Annotated in this window: 17 protein-coding genes; 8 read left to right on the top strand and 9 right to left on the bottom strand. The window is 41.0% G+C overall.

What is annotated here, in order from left to right:
• The first annotated feature begins 102 nt into the window (after nucleotides 1-102).
• Entirely contained in the window at nucleotides 103-945 is an 843-nt protein-coding gene (locus tag RM368_RS34965) for a tetratricopeptide repeat protein (RefSeq protein ID WP_322698311.1), read from the top strand.
• 173 nt (nucleotides 946-1118) lie between these two features.
• Here RM368_RS34965 and RM368_RS34960 read toward each other — a convergent pair whose 3' ends face one another.
• The gene (locus tag RM368_RS34960) at nucleotides 1119-2687 is read right to left on the bottom strand and encodes a sodium:solute symporter family transporter (protein ID WP_322698310.1); all 1569 of its coding nucleotides are present in this window, start codon (nucleotides 2685-2687) and stop codon (nucleotides 1119-1121) included.
• Between the two features lie 227 nt (nucleotides 2688-2914).
• Nucleotides 2915-3190 carry a DUF485 domain-containing protein gene (locus tag RM368_RS34955; protein WP_322698309.1) on the bottom strand — a complete coding sequence of 92 codons (276 nt, stop codon included), beginning with the start codon at nucleotides 3188-3190 and terminating at the stop codon, nucleotides 2915-2917.
• 467 nt (nucleotides 3191-3657) lie between these two features.
• Here RM368_RS34955 and RM368_RS34950 point away from each other — a divergent pair, with 467 nt between their 5' ends.
• Entirely contained in the window at nucleotides 3658-5304 is a 1647-nt protein-coding gene (locus RM368_RS34950) for a PAS domain-containing sensor histidine kinase (RefSeq protein ID WP_322698308.1), read from the top strand.
• 135 nt (nucleotides 5305-5439) lie between these two features.
• On the opposite strand, the gene RM368_RS34945 is transcribed toward RM368_RS34950, so the two are convergent.
• From RM368_RS34945 to RM368_RS34930, 4 genes are all read right to left on the bottom strand, one after another.
• Nucleotides 5440-6831: a hypothetical protein gene (locus RM368_RS34945; protein ID WP_322698307.1), complete on the bottom strand. Its 1392-nt coding sequence runs from the start codon at nucleotides 6829-6831 to the stop codon at nucleotides 5440-5442.
• 361 nt (nucleotides 6832-7192) lie between these two features.
• Nucleotides 7193-8863 (bottom strand): phosphatidylglycerol lysyltransferase domain-containing protein, encoded by a 1671-nt coding sequence (locus tag RM368_RS34940; RefSeq protein WP_322698306.1) that lies wholly within the window; start codon nucleotides 8861-8863, stop codon nucleotides 7193-7195.
• A 62-nt stretch (nucleotides 8864-8925) separates the two neighbouring features.
• Nucleotides 8926-9834 carry an alpha/beta hydrolase gene (locus RM368_RS34935; protein WP_322698305.1) on the bottom strand — a complete coding sequence of 303 codons (909 nt, stop codon included), beginning with the start codon at nucleotides 9832-9834 and terminating at the stop codon, nucleotides 8926-8928.
• Nucleotides 9835-10093: 259 nt separating this feature from the next.
• Entirely contained in the window at nucleotides 10094-11074 is a 981-nt protein-coding gene (locus RM368_RS34930) for an alpha/beta hydrolase (protein ID WP_322698304.1), read from the bottom strand.
• Nucleotides 11075-11216: 142 nt separating this feature from the next.
• Here RM368_RS34930 and RM368_RS34925 point away from each other — a divergent pair, with 142 nt between their 5' ends.
• The 4 genes from RM368_RS34925 (at nucleotide 11217) to RM368_RS34910 (ending at nucleotide 15541) form a co-directional block, all read left to right on the top strand.
• On the top strand, nucleotides 11217-12149 hold the full coding sequence (locus RM368_RS34925; RefSeq protein WP_322698303.1) for a lysylphosphatidylglycerol synthase domain-containing protein: 933 nt from the start codon (nucleotides 11217-11219) through the stop codon (nucleotides 12147-12149).
• Nucleotides 12150-12450: 301 nt separating this feature from the next.
• On the top strand, nucleotides 12451-12840 hold the full coding sequence (locus RM368_RS34920; protein WP_322698302.1) for an agenet domain-containing protein: 390 nt from the start codon (nucleotides 12451-12453) through the stop codon (nucleotides 12838-12840).
• Between the two features lie 301 nt (nucleotides 12841-13141).
• Nucleotides 13142-13516, top strand: a complete 375-nt coding sequence (locus tag RM368_RS34915) for a hypothetical protein (protein WP_322698301.1) — start codon at nucleotides 13142-13144, stop codon at nucleotides 13514-13516.
• Nucleotides 13517-13591: 75 nt separating this feature from the next.
• On the top strand, nucleotides 13592-15541 hold the full coding sequence (locus RM368_RS34910; protein WP_322698300.1) for a tetratricopeptide repeat protein: 1950 nt from the start codon (nucleotides 13592-13594) through the stop codon (nucleotides 15539-15541).
• A gap of 309 nt (nucleotides 15542-15850) precedes the next feature.
• Here the strand turns inward: RM368_RS34910 and RM368_RS34905 are convergent, their stop codons facing one another.
• The 3 genes from RM368_RS34905 to RM368_RS34895 form a co-directional block, all read right to left on the bottom strand.
• Nucleotides 15851-16210 carry a DUF5615 family PIN-like protein gene (locus RM368_RS34905; protein ID WP_322698299.1) on the bottom strand — a complete coding sequence of 120 codons (360 nt, stop codon included), beginning with the start codon at nucleotides 16208-16210 and terminating at the stop codon, nucleotides 15851-15853.
• Nucleotides 16210-16539 (bottom strand): DUF433 domain-containing protein, encoded by a 330-nt coding sequence (locus tag RM368_RS34900; protein WP_322698298.1) that lies wholly within the window; start codon nucleotides 16537-16539, stop codon nucleotides 16210-16212. The genes RM368_RS34905 and RM368_RS34900 overlap by 1 nt, the downstream gene beginning before the upstream one ends.
• Before the next feature lie 120 nt (nucleotides 16540-16659).
• Nucleotides 16660-16890 carry a DUF433 domain-containing protein gene (locus RM368_RS34895; protein WP_322698297.1) on the bottom strand — a complete coding sequence of 77 codons (231 nt, stop codon included), beginning with the start codon at nucleotides 16888-16890 and terminating at the stop codon, nucleotides 16660-16662.
• A gap of 97 nt (nucleotides 16891-16987) precedes the next feature.
• Between RM368_RS34895 and RM368_RS34890 the strand changes: the two genes are divergently transcribed.
• A complete protein-coding gene (locus RM368_RS34890; RefSeq protein ID WP_322698296.1) occupies nucleotides 16988-17557 on the top strand; it encodes a Uma2 family endonuclease in 570 nt (189 codons plus the stop codon).
• Nucleotides 17558-17677: 120 nt separating this feature from the next.
• Nucleotides 17678-19534 carry an aspartate kinase gene (locus tag RM368_RS34885; protein WP_322698295.1) on the top strand — a complete coding sequence of 619 codons (1857 nt, stop codon included), beginning with the start codon at nucleotides 17678-17680 and terminating at the stop codon, nucleotides 19532-19534.
• Nucleotides 19535-19714: the final 180 nt, after the last annotated feature.

The following is a 19714-nucleotide window of genomic DNA, read 5'->3' as shown; positions in this document are numbered from 1 at the left end:
TATTCTTTTTCAGCAGTTCTGATTCCAGTTTACCTAATTGATGACACGCCCTAGATTTTGGTACTAATTCCATTCAGGTATTATGGCAGTTTATATTAACTTATGAGACGGCGTTTATTTGGGCAAAAGCGAACAAGGGTAAATACTTTATTTACCATAGCTATTTTTACTACATTGACAGCAACTAGCAGTATTTCTTGTAGTAAGAATGACAATGTATTAGTAACAGAAATAGGAGTTAGTCAACCTAGCCGTGGTTCAGCTACAACTTCCATTGGTGGGGAATTTTATCTTCAGGGAAAGAATCAGCATTTAAACGGCGACTTGCAAGCTGCGATCGCTTCTTATAGTAAGGCAATTAGTCAAAATTCTCAGTATGGCGCTGCTTACAACGCGCGGGGATTAGCCTACTTTGATTTGGGAGACAAGGAAAAAGCGATCGCAGATTACAATCAAGCACTCCGCATCAATCCTAACGACGCCGAAGCCCATAATAACTTGGGGAATGCCCGCGCCTCACTGGGAAATAACAGAGAAGCAGTTAAAGATTACAGTGAAGCGATTCGCCTCAATCCCAACTATGCCGAAGCCTACAATAACCGAGGAAATGCCCGCGCCACCAATGGAGACAAAAAAGGGGCACTAGATGATTTTGACCAAGCAATTCTGCTCAACCCCAAATATGCGATCGCCTATAATAACCGAGGAAATGCTCGTGCTACCAATGGAGAACTAGAAGGGGCGATCGCAGATTACAGTCAAGCCATTCGCCTCAATCGTAACTTTGCCCCTGCTTACAATAACCGAGGAAATGCCCGCGCCACCAATGGAGACAAAGAGGGGGCGCTCAAGGACTTACAACAAGCAGCAAGTATTTTTCAAAGTCAAGGTAACAACGACTTATACCAACAAGTGATGAATAATATCAAAGAACTTGGACAGTAGCGGGGGAGCAGGGGAGACAAGGAGGACAAGGAGGACAAGGAGGACAAGGGGGACAATGGGGAATTATAGAACAAGTCTCTCCCAAGTCTCCCCCTCTTTTTGATCTACCTTGTCTCTTCTCCATGCCCAATGCCCAATCACAAATGACAAATGACAAATGACAAATGACAAAATCACATCCCAGAACCAATGTGAATGCGATCTTCAACTTCCGCAAATTTTTCCTGTGCCTGTTGTTCAGTACTTAATAGTGAAACGACAATCGCCACAATAAACGCCAGTGGGATACTGATTAATCCAGGATTTTTTAGGGGAAAGGGTGCAGAAGCCTGCTTGAGAATCGTTACTTGAATAGTAGGTGATAAATAAATCAGCACTAAAGAAGAGACAGTTCCTACTAACATACTTGCAACTGCACCATTGGTTGTGAAGCGTCGCCAAAGCATGGATAAGAGCAATGCTGGGAAGTTTGCACTCGCAGCGATCGCAAATGCTAAACCTACCATATAAGCTACGTTTTGCCCTTTAAACAAGATACCCAAGAATATCGCCACTAACCCCAAAAGCATTGTTGCACCGCGAGCCACCTTTAATTGTTCTGACTCGTCGGCATGGCCAGAGCGCACCACGTTCACCCACAAATCGTGGGACAATGCAGCTGCACCTGAGAGTGTCAACCCAGCGACAACAGCCAAAATCGTTGCAAAAGAAACAGCGGCAATAAAACCTAAGAAAGCATCACCACCGAGAAATTCTGCCAACATCGGCGCAGCCATATTACCACCAGTACCAATTTGCTTGATGGCATCTTGACCTACTAGCACCATCGCTCCAAAGCCCAGAATAAAGGTAAGGAGATAAAAAACGCCAATAATAGCTGTAGCGTAAGTAACAGAGAGTCGCGCTGCTTTGGCATCCGGTACTGTGTAGAAACGCATCAGAATGTGGGGTAATCCAGCAGTGCCAAACATCAACGACATCCCCAAGGAGATAGCATCAAAGGGATCGGAAACCAGTTTGCCTGGAGCTAATACACCTGTATACTTTTGGGATGCAGCAGCGAAAAGAGCGATCGGGTTAAAGCCAAATCGTGCCAGTACTAAGATAGCTAGTAAGACAGTTCCAGCGAGCAACAAAACTGCTTTGATAATTTGTACCCAAGTGGTGGCAATCATCCCGCCAAAAATCACATAAGCCATCATCACACAACCGACAATGACCACAGCTAATTCATAATCAAAGCCAAACAGTAGTTTGATTAGCTCCCCAGCACCTACCATCTGAGCAATTAAGTAAAAGCTAATTACTACCAGCGTTCCAATTGCAGAGGCGATACGTACAGGTTTTTGCTGCAAGCGAAAAGCCACTACATCAGCAAAAGTGTATTTACCTAAGTTACGTAGTGGTTCGGCAATTAAGAACATGACAATCGGCCAGCCCACCAAGAAGCCGATAGAATAAATTAAGCCGTCAAAGCCGTTGAGTGCCACCAGCCCAGCGATACCTAAAAAGCTAGCTGCACTCATAAAGTCTCCAGCCAAGGCCAGACCATTTTGGAAACCGCTAATTTTACCGCCAGCTGTATAGAACTGTGCCGTATTTTTAGTGAGCTTCGCCGCCCAATAGGTAATGCCTAAAGAACTGACAACAAACAGAAAAAAGAAAGCGATCGCCAACGGGTTAAACTTACCAAGACTGGTAATATCCGCCGCTAGTGGCAGATCGAACCACACACTATTCATGCTTTTTTTGGTTTAGTATTTTGAATTTAAGAATTGGGAATTGGGAATTGGGCATTGGGCATGGAGAAGAGACAAGGTAGACAAGGAAGAGGGGGGACACTTAGGAGAGACTTGTTCAATAATTCCCCCTTGTCCCCCTTGTCCCCCTTGTCCCCCTTGTCCCCCTTGTCCCATCTGCTCCCCTGCTCCTCTGCTCCCCTGCCCCATGCCCCCTGCCATACCCATTTTCACTTGCGTGTCAGCCTTGCGATTTGGTCGTCGTAACTGCTATTTGCCCAACGCACGTAGATAAAAATTAATATCCATGCTGAAACAATTACCAACGCCCCTAGTAAAATTCCCAGGCTGAGGCCAGGAAATACTAATGACCCCAGCAGGGGCTTATTGAACGCGATTAATAGGATAAAACCGAAGTAAATAAACATCATGACTCCACTGAGAATCAGGGATACCCGCCAACGTTCAGCCGCGAGAGCCTGGAGAGCCTTTGTGCGATCGTTCATGTCTTCCTTTAGGTTGAGAAGATTAGGTCAGATTGTCTCATTGAAGTTGATTTATGCGTAATTTTCTTAAAGATTATTAGTAAATCTATTGCTATATCAGGTAATAAAATTAACTTTGCAAAGTGATATACCCAAATAACAAGACAATAGCGACTCTGTTTTGAGTCAAGAAACATAAAACTATAGATGCAGTTAAACACAAATAAAGCGAATTTATTCAATGATTTATTATTTATTGATTTTTTAGTATTATTTTATACATTTAGTTGAATTACTAACTCAGGAATTAAATTTTTATATACTAAAAAATAAAATAAATAGGTGGTTACTACCAGGTTTTAAAATCCTTCAAGTTTTATGAAATGTTTTTTTAAGTTATTAAATCGACTGACTTCAGTAATCTTAACATTGAAGTTAGTGGATATGCTTAGTTACCTTAAAGACACAACTTGAGTGGCAAGATTACTGTGTTTGATCTGGAAGACTTTTTTAACCTTTCATCTGACCTATTTTGTATCATCGGACAAGATGGTTTTTACCAACAAGTTAATCCAGCATGGGAACAAGTATTGGGATGGAAACCGGAAAACTTAATCGGGCATCTGTGGCTGGGATTAGTGCATCCAGATGATATCACAATCAGTCACTTGCCAACGGAACCACAGCAACAGTTGCAATGGGACAGCCGTTATCTTCATAAAGATGGTAGTTATCGGTGGTTGTGTTGGAGTTTATCAACTTCTCAGAAGGGACTCATTTATGCAGTAGGTAAAGACATTAGCCAACAACTGCGGCGAATAGAAGCGCTGCAAACTGAACGGGAAAGCCTTTATAACCTACTCAATCAGTTACCAGCTTTTCTCTATCTGCAACCGAAGGATTACGGGGTGGGATTTTATAACCAACGCTTCCGTGAGGTATTTGGAGACCCTACAGGGAAACGTTGTTACGAAGCGATCGCCGGATTAAAGCAACCTTGTCCTGAATGTCCTACCTTTCGTGTTTTTCACAGTAACGCTCCACAACTCTGGGAATGGGTGGATAGTAAAACAGGCCGGGTATATCAGATTTACGATTATCCATTCAAGGATATGAATGGTGAGCCGATGGTTGTGGAAATGGGTTTAGATATTACTGCTGTCAAAAAAGCCGAGGCTGCTTTGCGACAAAGGGAGCAGGAATTAACTCAAAAAAATCAACAACTTCAAGAAACCCTTGAACAATTACAAAAGACCCAAGCACAACTAATTCAAACAGAAAAAATGTCTTCTTTGGGACAATTAGTCGCGGGTGTAGCTCACGAAATTAATAATCCCATTAGCTTTATCAATGGCAATATCACTCATGCTAAAGAATACATCCAACAATTACTAGAAATGCTGCAACTTTACCAAAAAGAATATCCTCATCCAACACCATTGATTCAAGAAGAAATAGAAGCGATTGAGTTAGATTTTGTCATTCAAGACCTACAAAAACTGCTAGATTCTATGCAAATCGGCAGCGATCGCATTCGCAACATTGTACTGTCGTTGCGGAACTTCTCACGACTGGATGAAGCAGAAATGAAAGCAGTGGATGTTCATAGCGGTATTGATAGTACGCTAATGATTCTGCAAAACCGCCTCAAAGCCAAACCTGACAATTCCCAAATTCAAATTATTAAAGAGTATGCTCAACTTCCTGTAATAGAGTGTTACGCTGGTCAACTTAACCAGGTGTTTATGAATATTATTACTAACGCGATCGATGCTTTAGAAGAGTTATATGTCAATAACCAGGAGTCAAGTTGTAATTTACAAATCACTATTCGCACTGAGTTACTCGACTCAGATTGGGTTGCGATTGAGATTACTGACAATGGAGTGGGAATGTCGCAAGAAATTCAACAACGTCTATTCGATCCCTTCTTTACAACTAAAGTAGTAGGTAAGGGAACTGGTTTAGGGATGTCAATTAGTTATCAAATTGTCACCGAAAAACATCAGGGTCAACTGCGATGTATTTCATCTATAGGAGAAGGAGCAACATTTATAATTGAGATTCCTATTCGACAAAATAAATCCATACAGCCAAATTTACTGCTTGACAATAAAGAAGTGCAAAATTGCTAAAAACCTTTAATTTTTTGGGATTTTCTATGAGGTTTTTCCAGCAGTTATCAATTGTATTCATAATACATATTTGTAGTGACACAACTATTTATGCCACTACTATGTAATCAGCAAAAATTATAATTGCTAAATAATCTAATTATCTGTACTAGCAGAAAGAACTTTACTGTAATATTCTGTTTTAGTATAGATACTGATAATACTATCACCAACTGCAAAAAAACTGCCTTCTTGCTCATTTTTAGAAAATTGCAAATTTGGGTATTTCGCAGCAGCTTCGTCAGCAGTCATGGCTTTGGCTTTCATTTGCTCTGGCAATAGTCCAGTAGAACCAATGTAAAATACTAAGGGAGATATTTTATTTTGGTAGATATTTTCTACATATTGTTCTAACTTTTTATTTGCCACTGTTAAAGCTGCAACCATTTCTTCTTTATCTATCTGCTTACCAGTTTGTTTATCCTGCAATAACTGCGCTAAACTATCAGCTTCAACTTTCTGAAGAATACCTTCAACAATGCCATTTTGCTCAAGCCCAAGAAAATCATCAAAAATTGGTTGCATTAATTCGTCAACTTTTGTAATCTTGATACGTGATGACAGCAATCTATGCCTCACAGCGAGATTCTGATTAAATGCCATCTCGAAACTCGGTTTAATGATAATTTCTCCAGTTTCTTTGTCATAAAGACGATACATTCTATTGAGAAACTTGTTAGCAGAAGGTAACTTACTTAGGTTCAGAATATCTTGACTGCCAACATCGGCTTTATAGCTCAATTTTGAGTCAATAGTACCATTTGCTAAAGCTTCGCTGATATCAGTGTATTCGTTGGTTGTAGGAAAATTGATGTAAGTATTCTTAGATAGATAGTGCTTTTTAAACTCCTCTAACTGCGCCTCAAGAAATACATCTGATTCCTTTTTTAAGTGAGCAGAAATAATACTAGTCAGTACTTTAATTTCTGCCAGTTCATTGAATAGTCTATCAATACTGCTGTAACTACTATTAGCAGTTACAAGTGGCAAATTATCTAACTGAATCGTATATTCTGCTCGGAAGTCAAATTCTTCTGCGTCCAATATGCCTTTTTGTTTGAGTAAATCAAAGACTTTTTTACTGCTAATTTTGACTTGTAATGAATTTACATTTATTTTGCCGTCACTTACAATAGTATAATTATTAAAAGCGTTGAGGTCATTTACTAACAATCCTGCTACTTCAATAGTAGGAGTTTGGTCTTCCAATTTGGTAAGTTTAACTCTACGTTTGACAAGCATATTGATAGTAGCAGTGTTGCGGCTAAACTTAAACTCGCCCATGTCAACGTACTCAGCATTATCTATATATTCTGTTGTCAACCAAGGTTGTAAAAGTTCTCCATTTTCGTTTCTAACACCTCTAATACGCTTAACACCTGTTCTTTGATAATCTTCTTGTAGGTGCTTGATATTGATGATAATGTTATTGCGGTATTGTCCAAAAATTTGGATTAATTCTACTAGAGAAATTTTATTGTCGCTCATATTGTCACCTTGCGAATAAGGTCAATAATCTTTTATAACAACGGTTATTGAAGTTTATTAATATTCCAAAATAAACTGTTCTTACTGTGCAAAATTTAATGGTAAGTTTGTGGATGATTGAGGGTTTAAGTTTAAACGCAGAGGGGAACCCCCGCAACGCGCTGCCTCCCCCCGTTGTAGCGACTGCCGTCGCGCAGAGTATAGCGCAGAGGAACGCAAAGTAAGTTTTGAGTCTATTCGCTAGGAATTTAGGCAACGCGAAGAACAGCCTTGCCTTTAATTATAGTACAATTGTATCATATAAAGGGCAAATTGTGTAGGCGTAGCTGCTGGTAGATATTGCTTTGTTTTGAGTCTAGATTTAGGCTCCGGGTTTGAAATAATCGAAGAGGCGATCGCCTGAATCTGCGCGAATCAATGCTACAACTACATCTGGTAAGGCAGCTAAACTGGGATAAACCAAGTAACGCGGTTCCCAACGGGGACGGAACTTGTCTTTGTAGGCGTGCAGTCCCTTGAAGTTGTAGAAGCGATTCAAATGCTCGTAAAGATAGTGCAATACTTTCTCTAAGCGGCGCGATTCGGGGTTGTCTCCAACTCCAGCAAGCGCAGAAAGACCAAAATTAAAGCTGTCGTAGCCATTCTCTTTAAAATGCTGGAGCAGGGAAATAAATAGAAAGTCCATTGTGCCATTTTCAAGAGATGAGCGATGTCGCATCATGTCAATAGTCGCTTCGTTAAGTTGGTACTCCCGAATAATGTTGGCAAAGGCGCTAATCTCACCTTCAGGATTATGCACAACAGCAATCTCGCACTCTCGCAGGTAAGCTTCGTCAAACCAACCCAAAGAAAATTGTTTTTCTGAACCTTGTACCATTTTTAGCCATTCATCACTCACAGATTTGAGTCGATGCAATAAATCATTGGCGATGGGTGGTTGGTAAAAGTCGATTTGGTATCCTAGCTTAGTTAAACGACTGATTGATGGTCTAAAGTTTTTACCGGCTTTCCCTTGTAAGGTAAAACTTTTTAAGTCAACGATCGCTTCTTCTCCAATCTTGAGTACTTTAAACCCTAACGACTTGTAAAGTTCAACATCATCGGGCATAGTTTGGTAAAAGCCAGGATACCAGTCATTACGCTGACAAAACTGTTGGAAAGCAATAATTGTCTCTTTGCGGTCTTCAATGGGGCCGATGGGATCTCCCAAAGCGATCGCGCCCCGTCCTTTGGGAACATAAGCAATTACACTATTACCTGAAGGACTGAAATAATAACTTTTATCATTTAAGAGTGTGAGCGCTGCTAAAGAAGAACATCCATATTGCTCGACAATTTCTTTAACTCTTCGTCGCTCATTTGTAGTTGCTAGATTGCGCCAAAACACAGGTTGCAACAGCATTACTATTGCATAAGTAATAGTACTTGCAGCAATAATATAGACAGAATTAGCAAAAAATTCTCCAAATTTACTTTTTGGTTGCAGTCCCCAATTATCCTCGGTGAAGAACATCGCCAAAGTCTGAACTATCGCTTCCCGCCAATTAAAATTCTCTGAAAATTTGCCGTCTAACAAGTAAAATCCAATAGTTCCGTATGCCAGGGTAAATAATAAAGCGCCTATCAGCACTCTGACTCCCCGTGCAATGGAAGGACGGTCTGATTGCGCCGTGAAAGAATGGCGCATCAAGATTAATTGCAGTAACAAAACTCCAGAGAGTAAACTTTCTTCATAGTCCAATCCTTTCAGCAAATGGCTGAAAATGGAAATTATTAATAAACCAATGGTAAGTAACCAGGCTATTTTTTTACGGCGTAATAAATTAGTAGCAAGTGTTAATAAAATAAACCCAGTCAATGCTGCAAATATATGACCGCTAGCACGAATTTCAAATGGTAAAAATTCCTTTAACCATTGATTCCGTCCATACAGGTTAGGTGTAACGGCTGATAATAAATTTACTACTCCGACTAAACCTGTTAGGAAAGCTGCACTCCAAAGTCCAATCTGAGTTTTTAAATTATTTGTCATTTGTCATTTGTCATTGGTCATTGGTCATTGGTCAGTTGTCATTTGTTGTGGCGTTAAAACTCTTAACTCTTAACTCCTGACTTTTGAAACTGTTCTCCGACATAGGAGAGTGAATCTTTAAGATGTTTGTGGAAGTAGTTCCAGCCTACATTAGCACCAGACAAACCATGACCGCCAGGAAATGCATAAAATACGTGAGCAATGCCTAATTTATTTAAGGTTTCGTTAAAGGCTTTGGTAGAGGCTAGCAAATTAGGATCGTTCACACCCGCATCTAGGTAAACACGCAATCGCTTTCTATCTTTAACTGGTAGCTGTTGCACAATTTGTTGAGGACTATTTTGTGAACCGCTGTCATCAGTAAAGTAACCGCTATGGCTAAACAAAATCTGAAAGTTGTTGAGATAGCGCAATCCAATATTAAATGCACCCCACCCTCCAGAAGATAAACCTCCTAGTGCCCAAAATTGGGGTTCTTCCAAAGTGCGGTAGCGCGACTTGACAACTTGTACTAATTCTGAACCAATCAAAGTCCCCATTTTGCCATTCGGCCCATCAAAGTAATCGGGGTCGTATAAAGGACTAGAACCGCGATTATCATTACCATCAGGTGTAATCACAATCGATGGCGGTAATTTTTTACTTTGATAAAGTTCATGCAATACATCTAAAATTGCGTATTTATCAGCATAGGCACGAGCATCATCATGACCCCCGTGTAGTAAGAATATCACAGGGTAGCGCTTTTGGGGATTTTTGCTATAACTAGGGGGCAAAATCACGCCGTAGTTACGGACTGCACCCATCGCTTGGGAGTTGAAGGTTGCTAATTGAAACTTTAGCCCAGTATTTGCCTCTTTTTTGGGTGGGTCTAGTTGTGGCGCACCTAAGATAAATACATAATAATAACCAACGCTAGCCAGGAGTGCGATCGCACCTACTAAGCCAATTAAAAATTTAGAAATCTTCATATTCTTTTAAATTAAAAAAATTCCCTCCATTAGAACTTACTATAATGAATATTTTAAAAATGGCAGTATAATTTTTTAATGTGGTTTTAAAGTATTAACTGGTTGGCAAAATAGTATTATTTTTACTAGTAGTCTGTCAAGTTTGAATTTATGGGTAAGCAGCAAGTTCGTAGTAAGGAATTTAGTCATTAATTTTCTCATGACTAAAGTGCTTACTACAAATTTTTCATTACTAGCTTAGAGCTTTTACTATGGATTTTTAACCTTTTTTGAGCATTTTTTGATGATTAATACTTAAAGTTTTATCAGCCATATTTGCTGTTTCTGAAGCTCGAAATTGTTCGCCGACAAATGTTAATGAATCTGCTAAATGCTTCCGCCAGTATTGCCAAGTGTGACTGCCAGGAAACTGACGAAATGAATTATAAATTTTCAGTTGATTTAGTACCTTACTAAATTGCTCGGCTTCCTTGAGTTCATCAACATCTGATATACCCGAATCCAGGTAGATTTTTAACCTTTTTTGAGCTTGTATAGGAATGGTTTTGATATAAAATATTGGGCTATTCGCCGGGCCACTTTTATCTTTAAAATAACCACTATGACTAAATAAAATCGAGAAACGATCCAGGTTGTGTAATCCGACATTTATTGCTCCCCAACCACCAGAAGATAAACCACCTATCGCCCAAAAATTTGGATTATTTATTGTCCGATAACGGCTTTGCACAACTTTTACTAACTCATCGCCCACGGCTGTAGAGACTTTACCATTAGGGCCATCGATATATTCGGGATCTCGGTACGGACTAGAGCCGCGTTTGTCGTTACCATCTGGTGTAATGATGATACTGGGTGGCAACTTACCTGTAGTATAAAGTTGTTCTACAGTCTTGAGAGCTTGTCCCTTATTCTGAATAAACCAATCACTGGGATTACCATGTCCACCGTGGAGGAGAAAGATTACAGGATACCTTTGTTTGGGGTTTTGCTCATAGCCAGGAGGTAAAGAAACGCCATAAGTGCGACTTCCACCCATTGCTTGACTATCGTAGGTTTCAATTTTATAGGTTAGGGGAGTTTCTGAGTTGCTAGTATTGCGCTGGATTGGAACAACAGAAGGCGTTGTTTGTAAATCCTGTTGTTGCGGTGGTTTTGCAACGACACTTTGGTAAAAATTACAGCTAACTAGAGTTAATACTGAAAATAGCAAGAGAGTTTTAGATTGTTTGTAGTTCATCTTTGAAGGAAATTGAGCATGGGGTAGTCGTTGCTTGTTTTCAAAATCTTATGCAAGTGATATGTCAACGCTGTGTCAACAGAATGGAAACTTTACGACTGGTTGTAAATTAAAAGTCAAGGTTAGGATAAGTTTCTTTACTATGCTTAAAAAGCTGCAACTGAATTTCAGTTCTTTGTTTGGCTTGTTGCTGCTGGTGCTTTCCCTGTTGGCGATCGCTAACGAATTACGTGAGTATAATTATCGTGATATCCTCAACTCTTTAGCTGCTATTCCCAAAAGTCGCGTAAGTTGGTCAATTTGGCTGACAGCTTTGGGCTATCTAGTGATGATTGGGTACGATATCTTAGGTTTTAACTACATTAATCGTTCTTTAAGTTGGAATAAGATAGCTTTTACTAACTTTATTAGCTCTGCATTTAGTAATACCATCGGTTTTGCTTTGCTAACTGGCAGTGCTATCCGTTATCGATTTTATGCTAGTTGGGGAGTGTCAGCAGTGGCGATCGCTCAAGTAATTGCTTTCGCCAATTTTACTTTTTGGTTGGGCATGTTTGCCGTTGCAGGCATTTTATTTATCATCAATCCCCTGAAGATTCCCACTCAATTACATTTACCTTTTGCTACTGTGCGTCCCATCGGCGGAATTTTTCTGCTATTAGTTGCAGTTTACTTACTAGGAAGTATTTTTCTTAAACAACCATTAATAATTCGTAGACATGAATTTCGATTTCCTTCTTTTACAATATCCTTGGCTCAAATAGCAATTTCTAGTTTTGATTGGATTCTTGCGGCAGCAGTTCTTTATGCTTTACTTCCTAGCAATATATCTTTGTCATATTTAGACTTTTTGGGAATTTATTTACTAGCGATGTTTGCAGGTGTGGTTAGTAATGTTCCCGGTGGTTTGGGAGTATTTGAAACTATAATTTTACTGATTCTCTCTTCAAAAGTTTCGGCGGCGGCAGTTTTGGGTTCAATGTTAGCTTATCGGGGAGTCTACTATTTCTTACCTTTGCTAGTAGCAGCAGGTTTGCTCGGAATTTATGAGCTTAGATTTAGAAAGGGGAATTAAAAAATAGAACTGTTGCATGAATCAAAAGCCCTCATCCCCCAACTCCTTCTCCCAAGCTTGGGAGAGGGATTTAGGTGAGGAGTATTTATGTCAAATTCGTAAAATCAGTAACTACCGTTATTTTTAAATGCCGAATCCTGCGGTGCTATCTTCACATTCAGCAGCAGAAATTCCTAATTTTTGCTGAGGCGATCGCTAAACAAATCCCACAAAAATAGTAACAGTTAGTTGCAAATTTTGAAGTAGATTTTCAGAAATCATCATCAAAATTTGGTTTTACTGTTTGAGGATAGAAATAATTATGCAAAATAAAGTATTGTTTGGTGCCATCTTTATGGCAACTTGGGTAGGAACATTAATTCCCAGTGCTTTTGCTGCTTCACCCTGTTCTGTGGGACAAAAGGCTGAGGTTCTTTGGAAAGAATCATGGTATCCGGCAACGGTACTTAAGGTTAATGATGATAAATGCTATATTACCTACGATAGTTATGATAGTTCCTGGGATGAATGGGTTGGCACTGCACGCTTTCGGGCATCATTTAAAGCTGGAGATGCAGTGAGAATTTTGTGGAAGGGTAAATGGTATCCAGGGCAGGTTTTAGAAGTTAGCAACGATCTTTATAAAATTACTTATGATGGCTACGATAGCTCTTGGGATGAGTGGGTTGAACCTGCAAGAGTAAGCAGATAGAGAATATTTCACTTTTATAAGTTTAAAGGGACGATTTCACCTGTTGAAGTCGTCCCTTAAAATTTAAAAGGGTAATTATAAACCGTAGCTACTCACCTCTAAAAGATTGGTTTGGCGTTGCTTTCCCGCCCTGAAATAAATTTTGGGCTAATAGCTCAAGTCGGTTGAAACGGACTGAAATCAAAGTAATCAGAAATGATGGGTTAGACCTCCTATTAATTCGCCAACAGTCTTATTTCATTCGCTCTAGCTCTGTTAAACTGAGAATCATAAGTGAAATCTCGTATACTTTGGCAAACTTATGGAGCCAGTATCACTGACAGCTGCTGCGATCGCAACCTTGGTAATCACCAAAGCCTTTGAAAAAACTGGTGAAATCATCGGCGAAAAGGCTTGGAACGAAGGCGAAAAGTTGTTAGTTTTGCTGAAACGCAAGGAACCTAGCACGGCGAAGGTTATCGAACAGGCTAAAACACAACCTTTAGATTATGGTCAAGCTTATCTTATTGGGCAGCAGGTAGAGGAAGCGGCGAAGAAAGATCCTGAAATTGCTCAAGCTGTGGAAGCATTGGCTAAAGAAGCTCAACCGCAATTGACTCAAACTATTGAAAACTATAAAGGGATAATTATTAAAGGCGGAACTAATACTGTTTCTGGCAATACCTTTAACTTCTGACTACAGCCGCCCGAACGGGAACGGGTAAAGTCAAATCTCTCTACTGAAATACCGCAAAATTTACCCCTGAGTGGGGTGGTGGAATTTGTCGGACGTGAGGAAGAATTGCAAAATCTTCACCAACTTTTGCAGGATAATAAACAAGTTGCGATCGCAGCTATTGCCGGGATGGGTGGAGTCGGGAAAACAGAACTCGCCCTGCAATATGCCATCAACAAGCGCGAAATATACAACGGTGGGCTTTGCTGGTTGCTACCAAAAACTGGGGATGTGGGCATTCAAGTTGTGCAGCTTGCCAGAACGCAGCTTGATTTAAACCCACCAGAAGATTTTGATTTACTCGCGCAAGTGCAATACTGTTGGCGGCGTTGGCGTGAAGGTGATGTGCTGCTAGTGTTGGATGATGTCAGCGATTACGAGGAAATTAAGCCTTACTTACAGTCGCTACCTTCTCGGTTTAAAGTGCTGATGACTACGCGCCAAAACTTGGGACGCATCGCACAGTTATCTTTAGATGTGCTGCAACCAGAAGCGGCGCTGAAGTTGTTAAAGTCTTTACTCAAAGAAACACCAAAGCGAATTGAGCGAGAATTAGCTTTAGCAAATCAGTTGTGTGAGTGGCTGGGATATTTACCTTTGGGCGTGGAATTAGTGGGGCGCTATCTGGCGCGGAAACAAGATTTATCTTTTGCAGAAATATTGCGGCGGTTGGAGAACAAGCGATTAGATGAGCGTTCTCTGTCTAAATCTAAGTCTGAAGCCGATATGACAGCACAAAAAGGTGTGTTAGCGGCCTTTGAGTTGAGTTGGCAGGAATTAGAAGACAGTGATAAGCAATTGGGTTGTTTATTGAGTTTATTTGCAGCCGCACCCATACCTTGGAAGTTGGTGGAACAGTGTTTGCCAGAAGATGCGGAAGATTTAGAAGAAATTAGAGACGACCGCTTGCTGAATCTGCATTTACTCCAGCGCAAAGGTGAGGGAGTTTACCAATTACATCCACTGTTGCGGCAGTTTTTTCAATATAAGTGTACAGGTTTAGAACAGGCAGAAGAATTTAAGCGATCGCTTTGTCGGGTAATGGTAGCAGTTACTAAAGAGATTCATGACTCCCGCACTCTTAAGGAAATCAACGATCTTTCCCGCACCATACCTCATCTGGCAGAAGTAACTAAGAATCTCATTCAATACGTCAGTGATGATGATTTAATTTGGCTTTTCTTCGGTAATGCTTGGTTTTATTATCATCATGGTTTGTATGGTCAAGCAGCACCTTGGTATGAGCAGTGTCTAGAGATAACTAAAAAACGCTTAGGAGAGGAACATCCATTAGTTGCTACAAGCCTCAACAACTTGGCATTTCTTTACAAATCTCAAGGAAGATACAGCGAAGCCAAACCCTTGTATCAGCAAGCTTTAACAATATGCCGACGTTGCCTGGGAGAGGAACATACCGATGTTGCTACTATCCTCAATAATCTAGCGGTATTATACAAATTTCAAGGAAGATACAGCGAAGCTGAATCCCTGTACCAGCAAGTTTTGGTAATGTTGCAATCTCTGCTAGGAGAGGAACATACCGATGTTGCTACTAGCCTCAACAATTTGGCGGTACTCTACTATTGTCAAGAAAGATACAGCGAAGCTGAATCCTTGCACCAGAAAGCTTTGGCACTATTCCAATCTCTGCTAGGAGAGGAACATACCGATATTGCTACTAGCCTCAACAATTTGGCGGTACTCTACGAATCTCAAGAAAAGTACAGCGATGCTGAAGCCCTGTATCGCAAAGCTTTAGAAATGAGGCAACGGCTTCTGGGACAAGAACATCCCGATGTTGCCATTAGCCTCAACAATCTGGCAGCACTATACGAATCTCAAGAAAAGTACAGCGATGCCGAACCCCTGTATCTGCAAGCTTTAGATATTTTTGAGCAACGGTTAGGGACGAATCATCCCTATACTGTTAGTTGTTATAAAAATATTGCAAATATTCGCGATCGCCTTCCCCCAAATCCAGAATAAGCTAGTTTTATGCAAAGCGTACCGTAATAAAACTGAAAAGTGCGATTGCTTAAACTCGGCCATTCGTGTTCTGAACGAGAATGTTCTTGTTTCAAACGAGAACGTTCCTGTTTCAAGTGAGAATGTTCATGTTTCAAACGAGAATGTTCTTGTTTCAAACGAGAACGTCTTAGTTCCGAGCTAGTCGTTCCTTGTTTTGAGGTGGAATGATGGTGTTGTAAAGGCGTAGGCGTAGCCCTTCGGCTGCGCTCAGGAACCGCCCGTCGTAGACATCGCTCTGCTTTAAAGTATAAATCTACAGGCGATCGCTTAAAATGGAATCCATTCCAACTGATCGATCCATTCTTCTGCCTCAGTAGTCTCCCAAACTAGCAATAGTTCTTGTGCTAATTGTCCTATTGGTATTCTCGGACGCAACCAGAATAAGCCCCAAATATGTCCACCTTCTGCCCAATGTGTCTCTAAATGAGCCGGCATACTAGCGCGGTTATCTGTCACTAACAGCCGTTGAGATAATTGCAGATAAACCAACACATCAGGGTCTAAAGTTCCTAATGTTGGTGCATTATTTTCACCCACACGCAAAATATCTATCGCCGAGTTAAGACGAAGAACAGCTATTTTCAAGCGCGGCGACAAATTTTCATCGAGCAAAAAACGAACTTTCACTAAGCACTTACCTGACGTTCATTTCTTTGAGTTTTTAAAATTCTGAGGCGCTGTACTAAAAGTGAAGGATTTGCAAGCGATTCTTGGTAACGCTGTTTGCGCCATGTTGCCAGACGTGAGAGATAAGCTTCGATATCGGTGCGATTATGGAGATAGTAAGTAATAGTAGCGTGAATTTGCTCCAAACTTAAACTAGGTAGATTAGCAGCAATTTCTTCCGGCGTATATCCTTCCAAGTAATAATCCAGTACATTGTCGAGGCCGATGCGGTGTCCTTTCAGGCGAATATCATCGGCTGATAAAAAGTCAAAATAATCTTCTAGTTGCATAGGTCTACCCAAATACAGTTCATCGCTATATTATCTCGCCTTAAGCCTTATCGCTACGCAATCAAGATACAGTGCGTAGTGAAATTCCCATATCTGCCAAAAACTTCATTTTACTGGTGGTTAAGCAATTTTAAATGGATAAACCTGTTCTTGAGTCAACCACGCTGCATAAAGTAGAGATTGATGAATATCTTCTGCTTCTAAATCAGGATATTCTTCTAAAATTTCTTCCGCAGGTTTTTCATTAGCTACCAAATTGACTACTAAAGAAACCGGAATTCGCATTCCGCGAATGCAAGCTTGTCCAGCCATAATGCTAGGGTCAAATGTAATTCTATCTAGACCTAACATAAAATTATCTCTCCAAAATCTATCTCAAAAACTAACTTCAATCCACAGCAAACGCTACCCTAGAAATCAGTATCACTCAAACCTTGAAGTTTCAACTATGATAGCCTCACCCCAACAAAACTACGTCACCGTTGAAGAATACCTCCAAATGGAGGAACAGAGCGATATCAAGCATGAATATATAGACGGCTACATCTACGCAATGGCTGGAGCGCTAGATCCACACGTTACCATCGCGGGAAATCTGTTCGCTCTCCTCCGTAATCATGTGCGCGGCTCTGGTTGTCGTGTTTACATTGCTGACATGAAAGCCAGAATTGAATCTCTAAATCGCTTTTATTATCCCGATGTGATGGTTACTTGCGATCGACGAGATCGAGAAACGCCTGGTTATAAAAGATTTCCCTGTTTAATTGTCGAAGTTTTATCTAATTCTACCGAAGCTTTTGATCGGGGCGATAAATTCGCTGATTATCAAACACTCGAAAGTCTGCAAGAATATGTTTTAATTAATACAAAACGTCAGCGAGTTGAGTGTTTTCGACGTAATGATCAAGGGTTATGGGTTTTACAATCTTACACATCAGAGCATCAATCATTTCGACTCAATAGCGTGGATTTTGAGGAAACAATGGCAACACTTTACGAAGATGTAGTTTTTGAATAATCAATTATTATAGGGCATTCGACGCAATATTTAGTAAACTATATAACTGATAAGCCTTGAAGGCTTCCTTAACCAGGCGGAAGCGTTAATGAAAGCAGGCACAATTGATTAAAAAAAGTTATGGCGCTCATAGTTCAGAAATACGGTGGTACATCTGTCGGTTCAGTAGAACGTATTCAAGCTGTTGCACAGCGTGTTTATAAAACTGTTAAAGCTGGAAACTCTATCGTCGTAGTGGTTTCGGCGATGGGCAAAACCACCGATGGACTCGTCAAACTAGCTACTGAAATTTCTCCAAATCCTAATCGCCGGGAAATGGATATGCTGCTTTCCACAGGCGAACAAGTAACGATTGCCTTACTCAGTATGGCTTTGCAGGAACTCGGACAACCTGCAATTTCCATGACTGGCGCTCAGGTAGGAATTGTTACCGAAGCTGAACACAGCCGCGCTCGGATTTTACATATTGAAACTACTCGCCTAACTCGCCACATAAATGAAGGTAAAGTAGTTGTAGTAGCTGGCTTTCAAGGTATATCCAGCGTCGGAGAGATGGAAATTACGACTTTGGGTCGTGGTGGTTCCGACACCTCAGCAGTGGCGATCGCAGCCGCATTAAAAGCGAATTTTTGTGAAATTTATACAGATGTTCCAGGTATTCTCACTACAGACCCCCGCTTGGTTGCGGAAGCTCAGTTGATGGATGCCATCACCTGCAATGAAATGTTGGAACTAGCTAGCTTGGGCGCAAAAGTGTTGCATCCCCGTGCTGTGGAAATTGCCCGTAACTACGGTGTTCCCCTTGTAGTTAGGTCTAGCTGGACGGATCAACCAGGTACTTGGGTGACATCAACCAAACCCCAAGGGCGATCGCTAATCAATCTAGAAATTGCCCGTCCGGTGGATCATGTAGAATTTGACACTAATCAAGCAAAGGTGGCTTTGTTGCGCGTACCCGATAAACCAGGTGTGGCAGCGAGATTATTTGGCGAAATTTCTCGGCAAAAAGTAGATGTAGATTTGATTATTCAGTCAGTTCATGAAGGTAACAGTAATGACATTGCCTTTACTGTCACCACACCAATATTAAAACGGGCAGAAGCAGTAGCAACAGCGATCGCCCCAGCACTGAGGAGTCAATCTAACCCCAAATCTGACGAAGCCGAGGTAATGATAGAAAATAACATTGCCAAAGTCAGCATCGCAGGTGCAGGAATGATTGGGCGTCCTGGTGTTGCTGCAAAGATGTTCGCTACCTTAGCTGAAGCAGGCGTGAATATTCAAATGATTTCCACCAGCGAAGTGAAAGTAAGTTGCGTAGTCGATGCCGCAGAATGCGATCGCGCCGTTTTAGCACTTTGCGCCGCCTTTGAGATCGAAGCAGGGGAGCAGGGGAGCAGGGGAGCAGGGGAGAGTCAATGTATAGATTCCCCTCTGCCCCTCTGCCCCTCTGCCCCTCTGCCCAATTGTCCTCCCGTTCGCGGTGTAGCCCTAGACTTGAATCAAGCGCGTCTTGCGATTCGCCAATTGCCAGATCGTCCGGGAATGGCGGCGAAGTTGTTTGGATTATTAGCGCAACACAATATTAGTGTTGATATGATTATCCAATCTCAGCGTTGCCGGGTGATTGATGGTGTTCCTAGAAGAGATATTGCCTTTACAGTCTCGCAAATAGACGGGGAAAATGCCAAAAAAATGCTTACTCAAGTAGCAGCAGAGTTAGGATGGGGGGAAGTTGTTTTAGATAGTGCGATCGCTAAAGTAAGTATTGTCGGTGCAGGGATGGTAGGACAACCAGGCGTTGCCGCTAAAATGTTTGAAGCTTTAGCTCAACAACAAATCAATATTCAAATGATTGCCACTTCAGAAATCAAAATTAGTTGTGTTGTGCCACAAGAGCAAGGTGTTAAAGCTTTGCAAGCCATTCATGCAGCCTTTGAACTGGCTGGTAGCGAGAAATTTGTCGTGCCAGCGTAAAATCTGAATCAATGAGCTTTCACCCTAAATCCCTCTCCTAAGCTTGGGCTACGGTTTACACACAAGTCAAATTACCCCCCTTAATCCCCCCTTGTAAAGGGGGGAAACCGGAAATCTTGTTCCCTCCCCTTTATAAGGCTTGTCATTACCAACATCTTTTAAACTGACTGGGTGATAAAA

Source organism: Nostoc sp. DedSLP03 (assembly GCF_034530815.1).
In the GTDB taxonomy this organism is placed as follows: domain Bacteria; phylum Cyanobacteriota; class Cyanobacteriia; order Cyanobacteriales; family Nostocaceae; genus Nostoc.
Note: the sequence above shows the minus strand (reverse complement) of the source record. Positions and strands in the feature narration are given on the sequence as shown.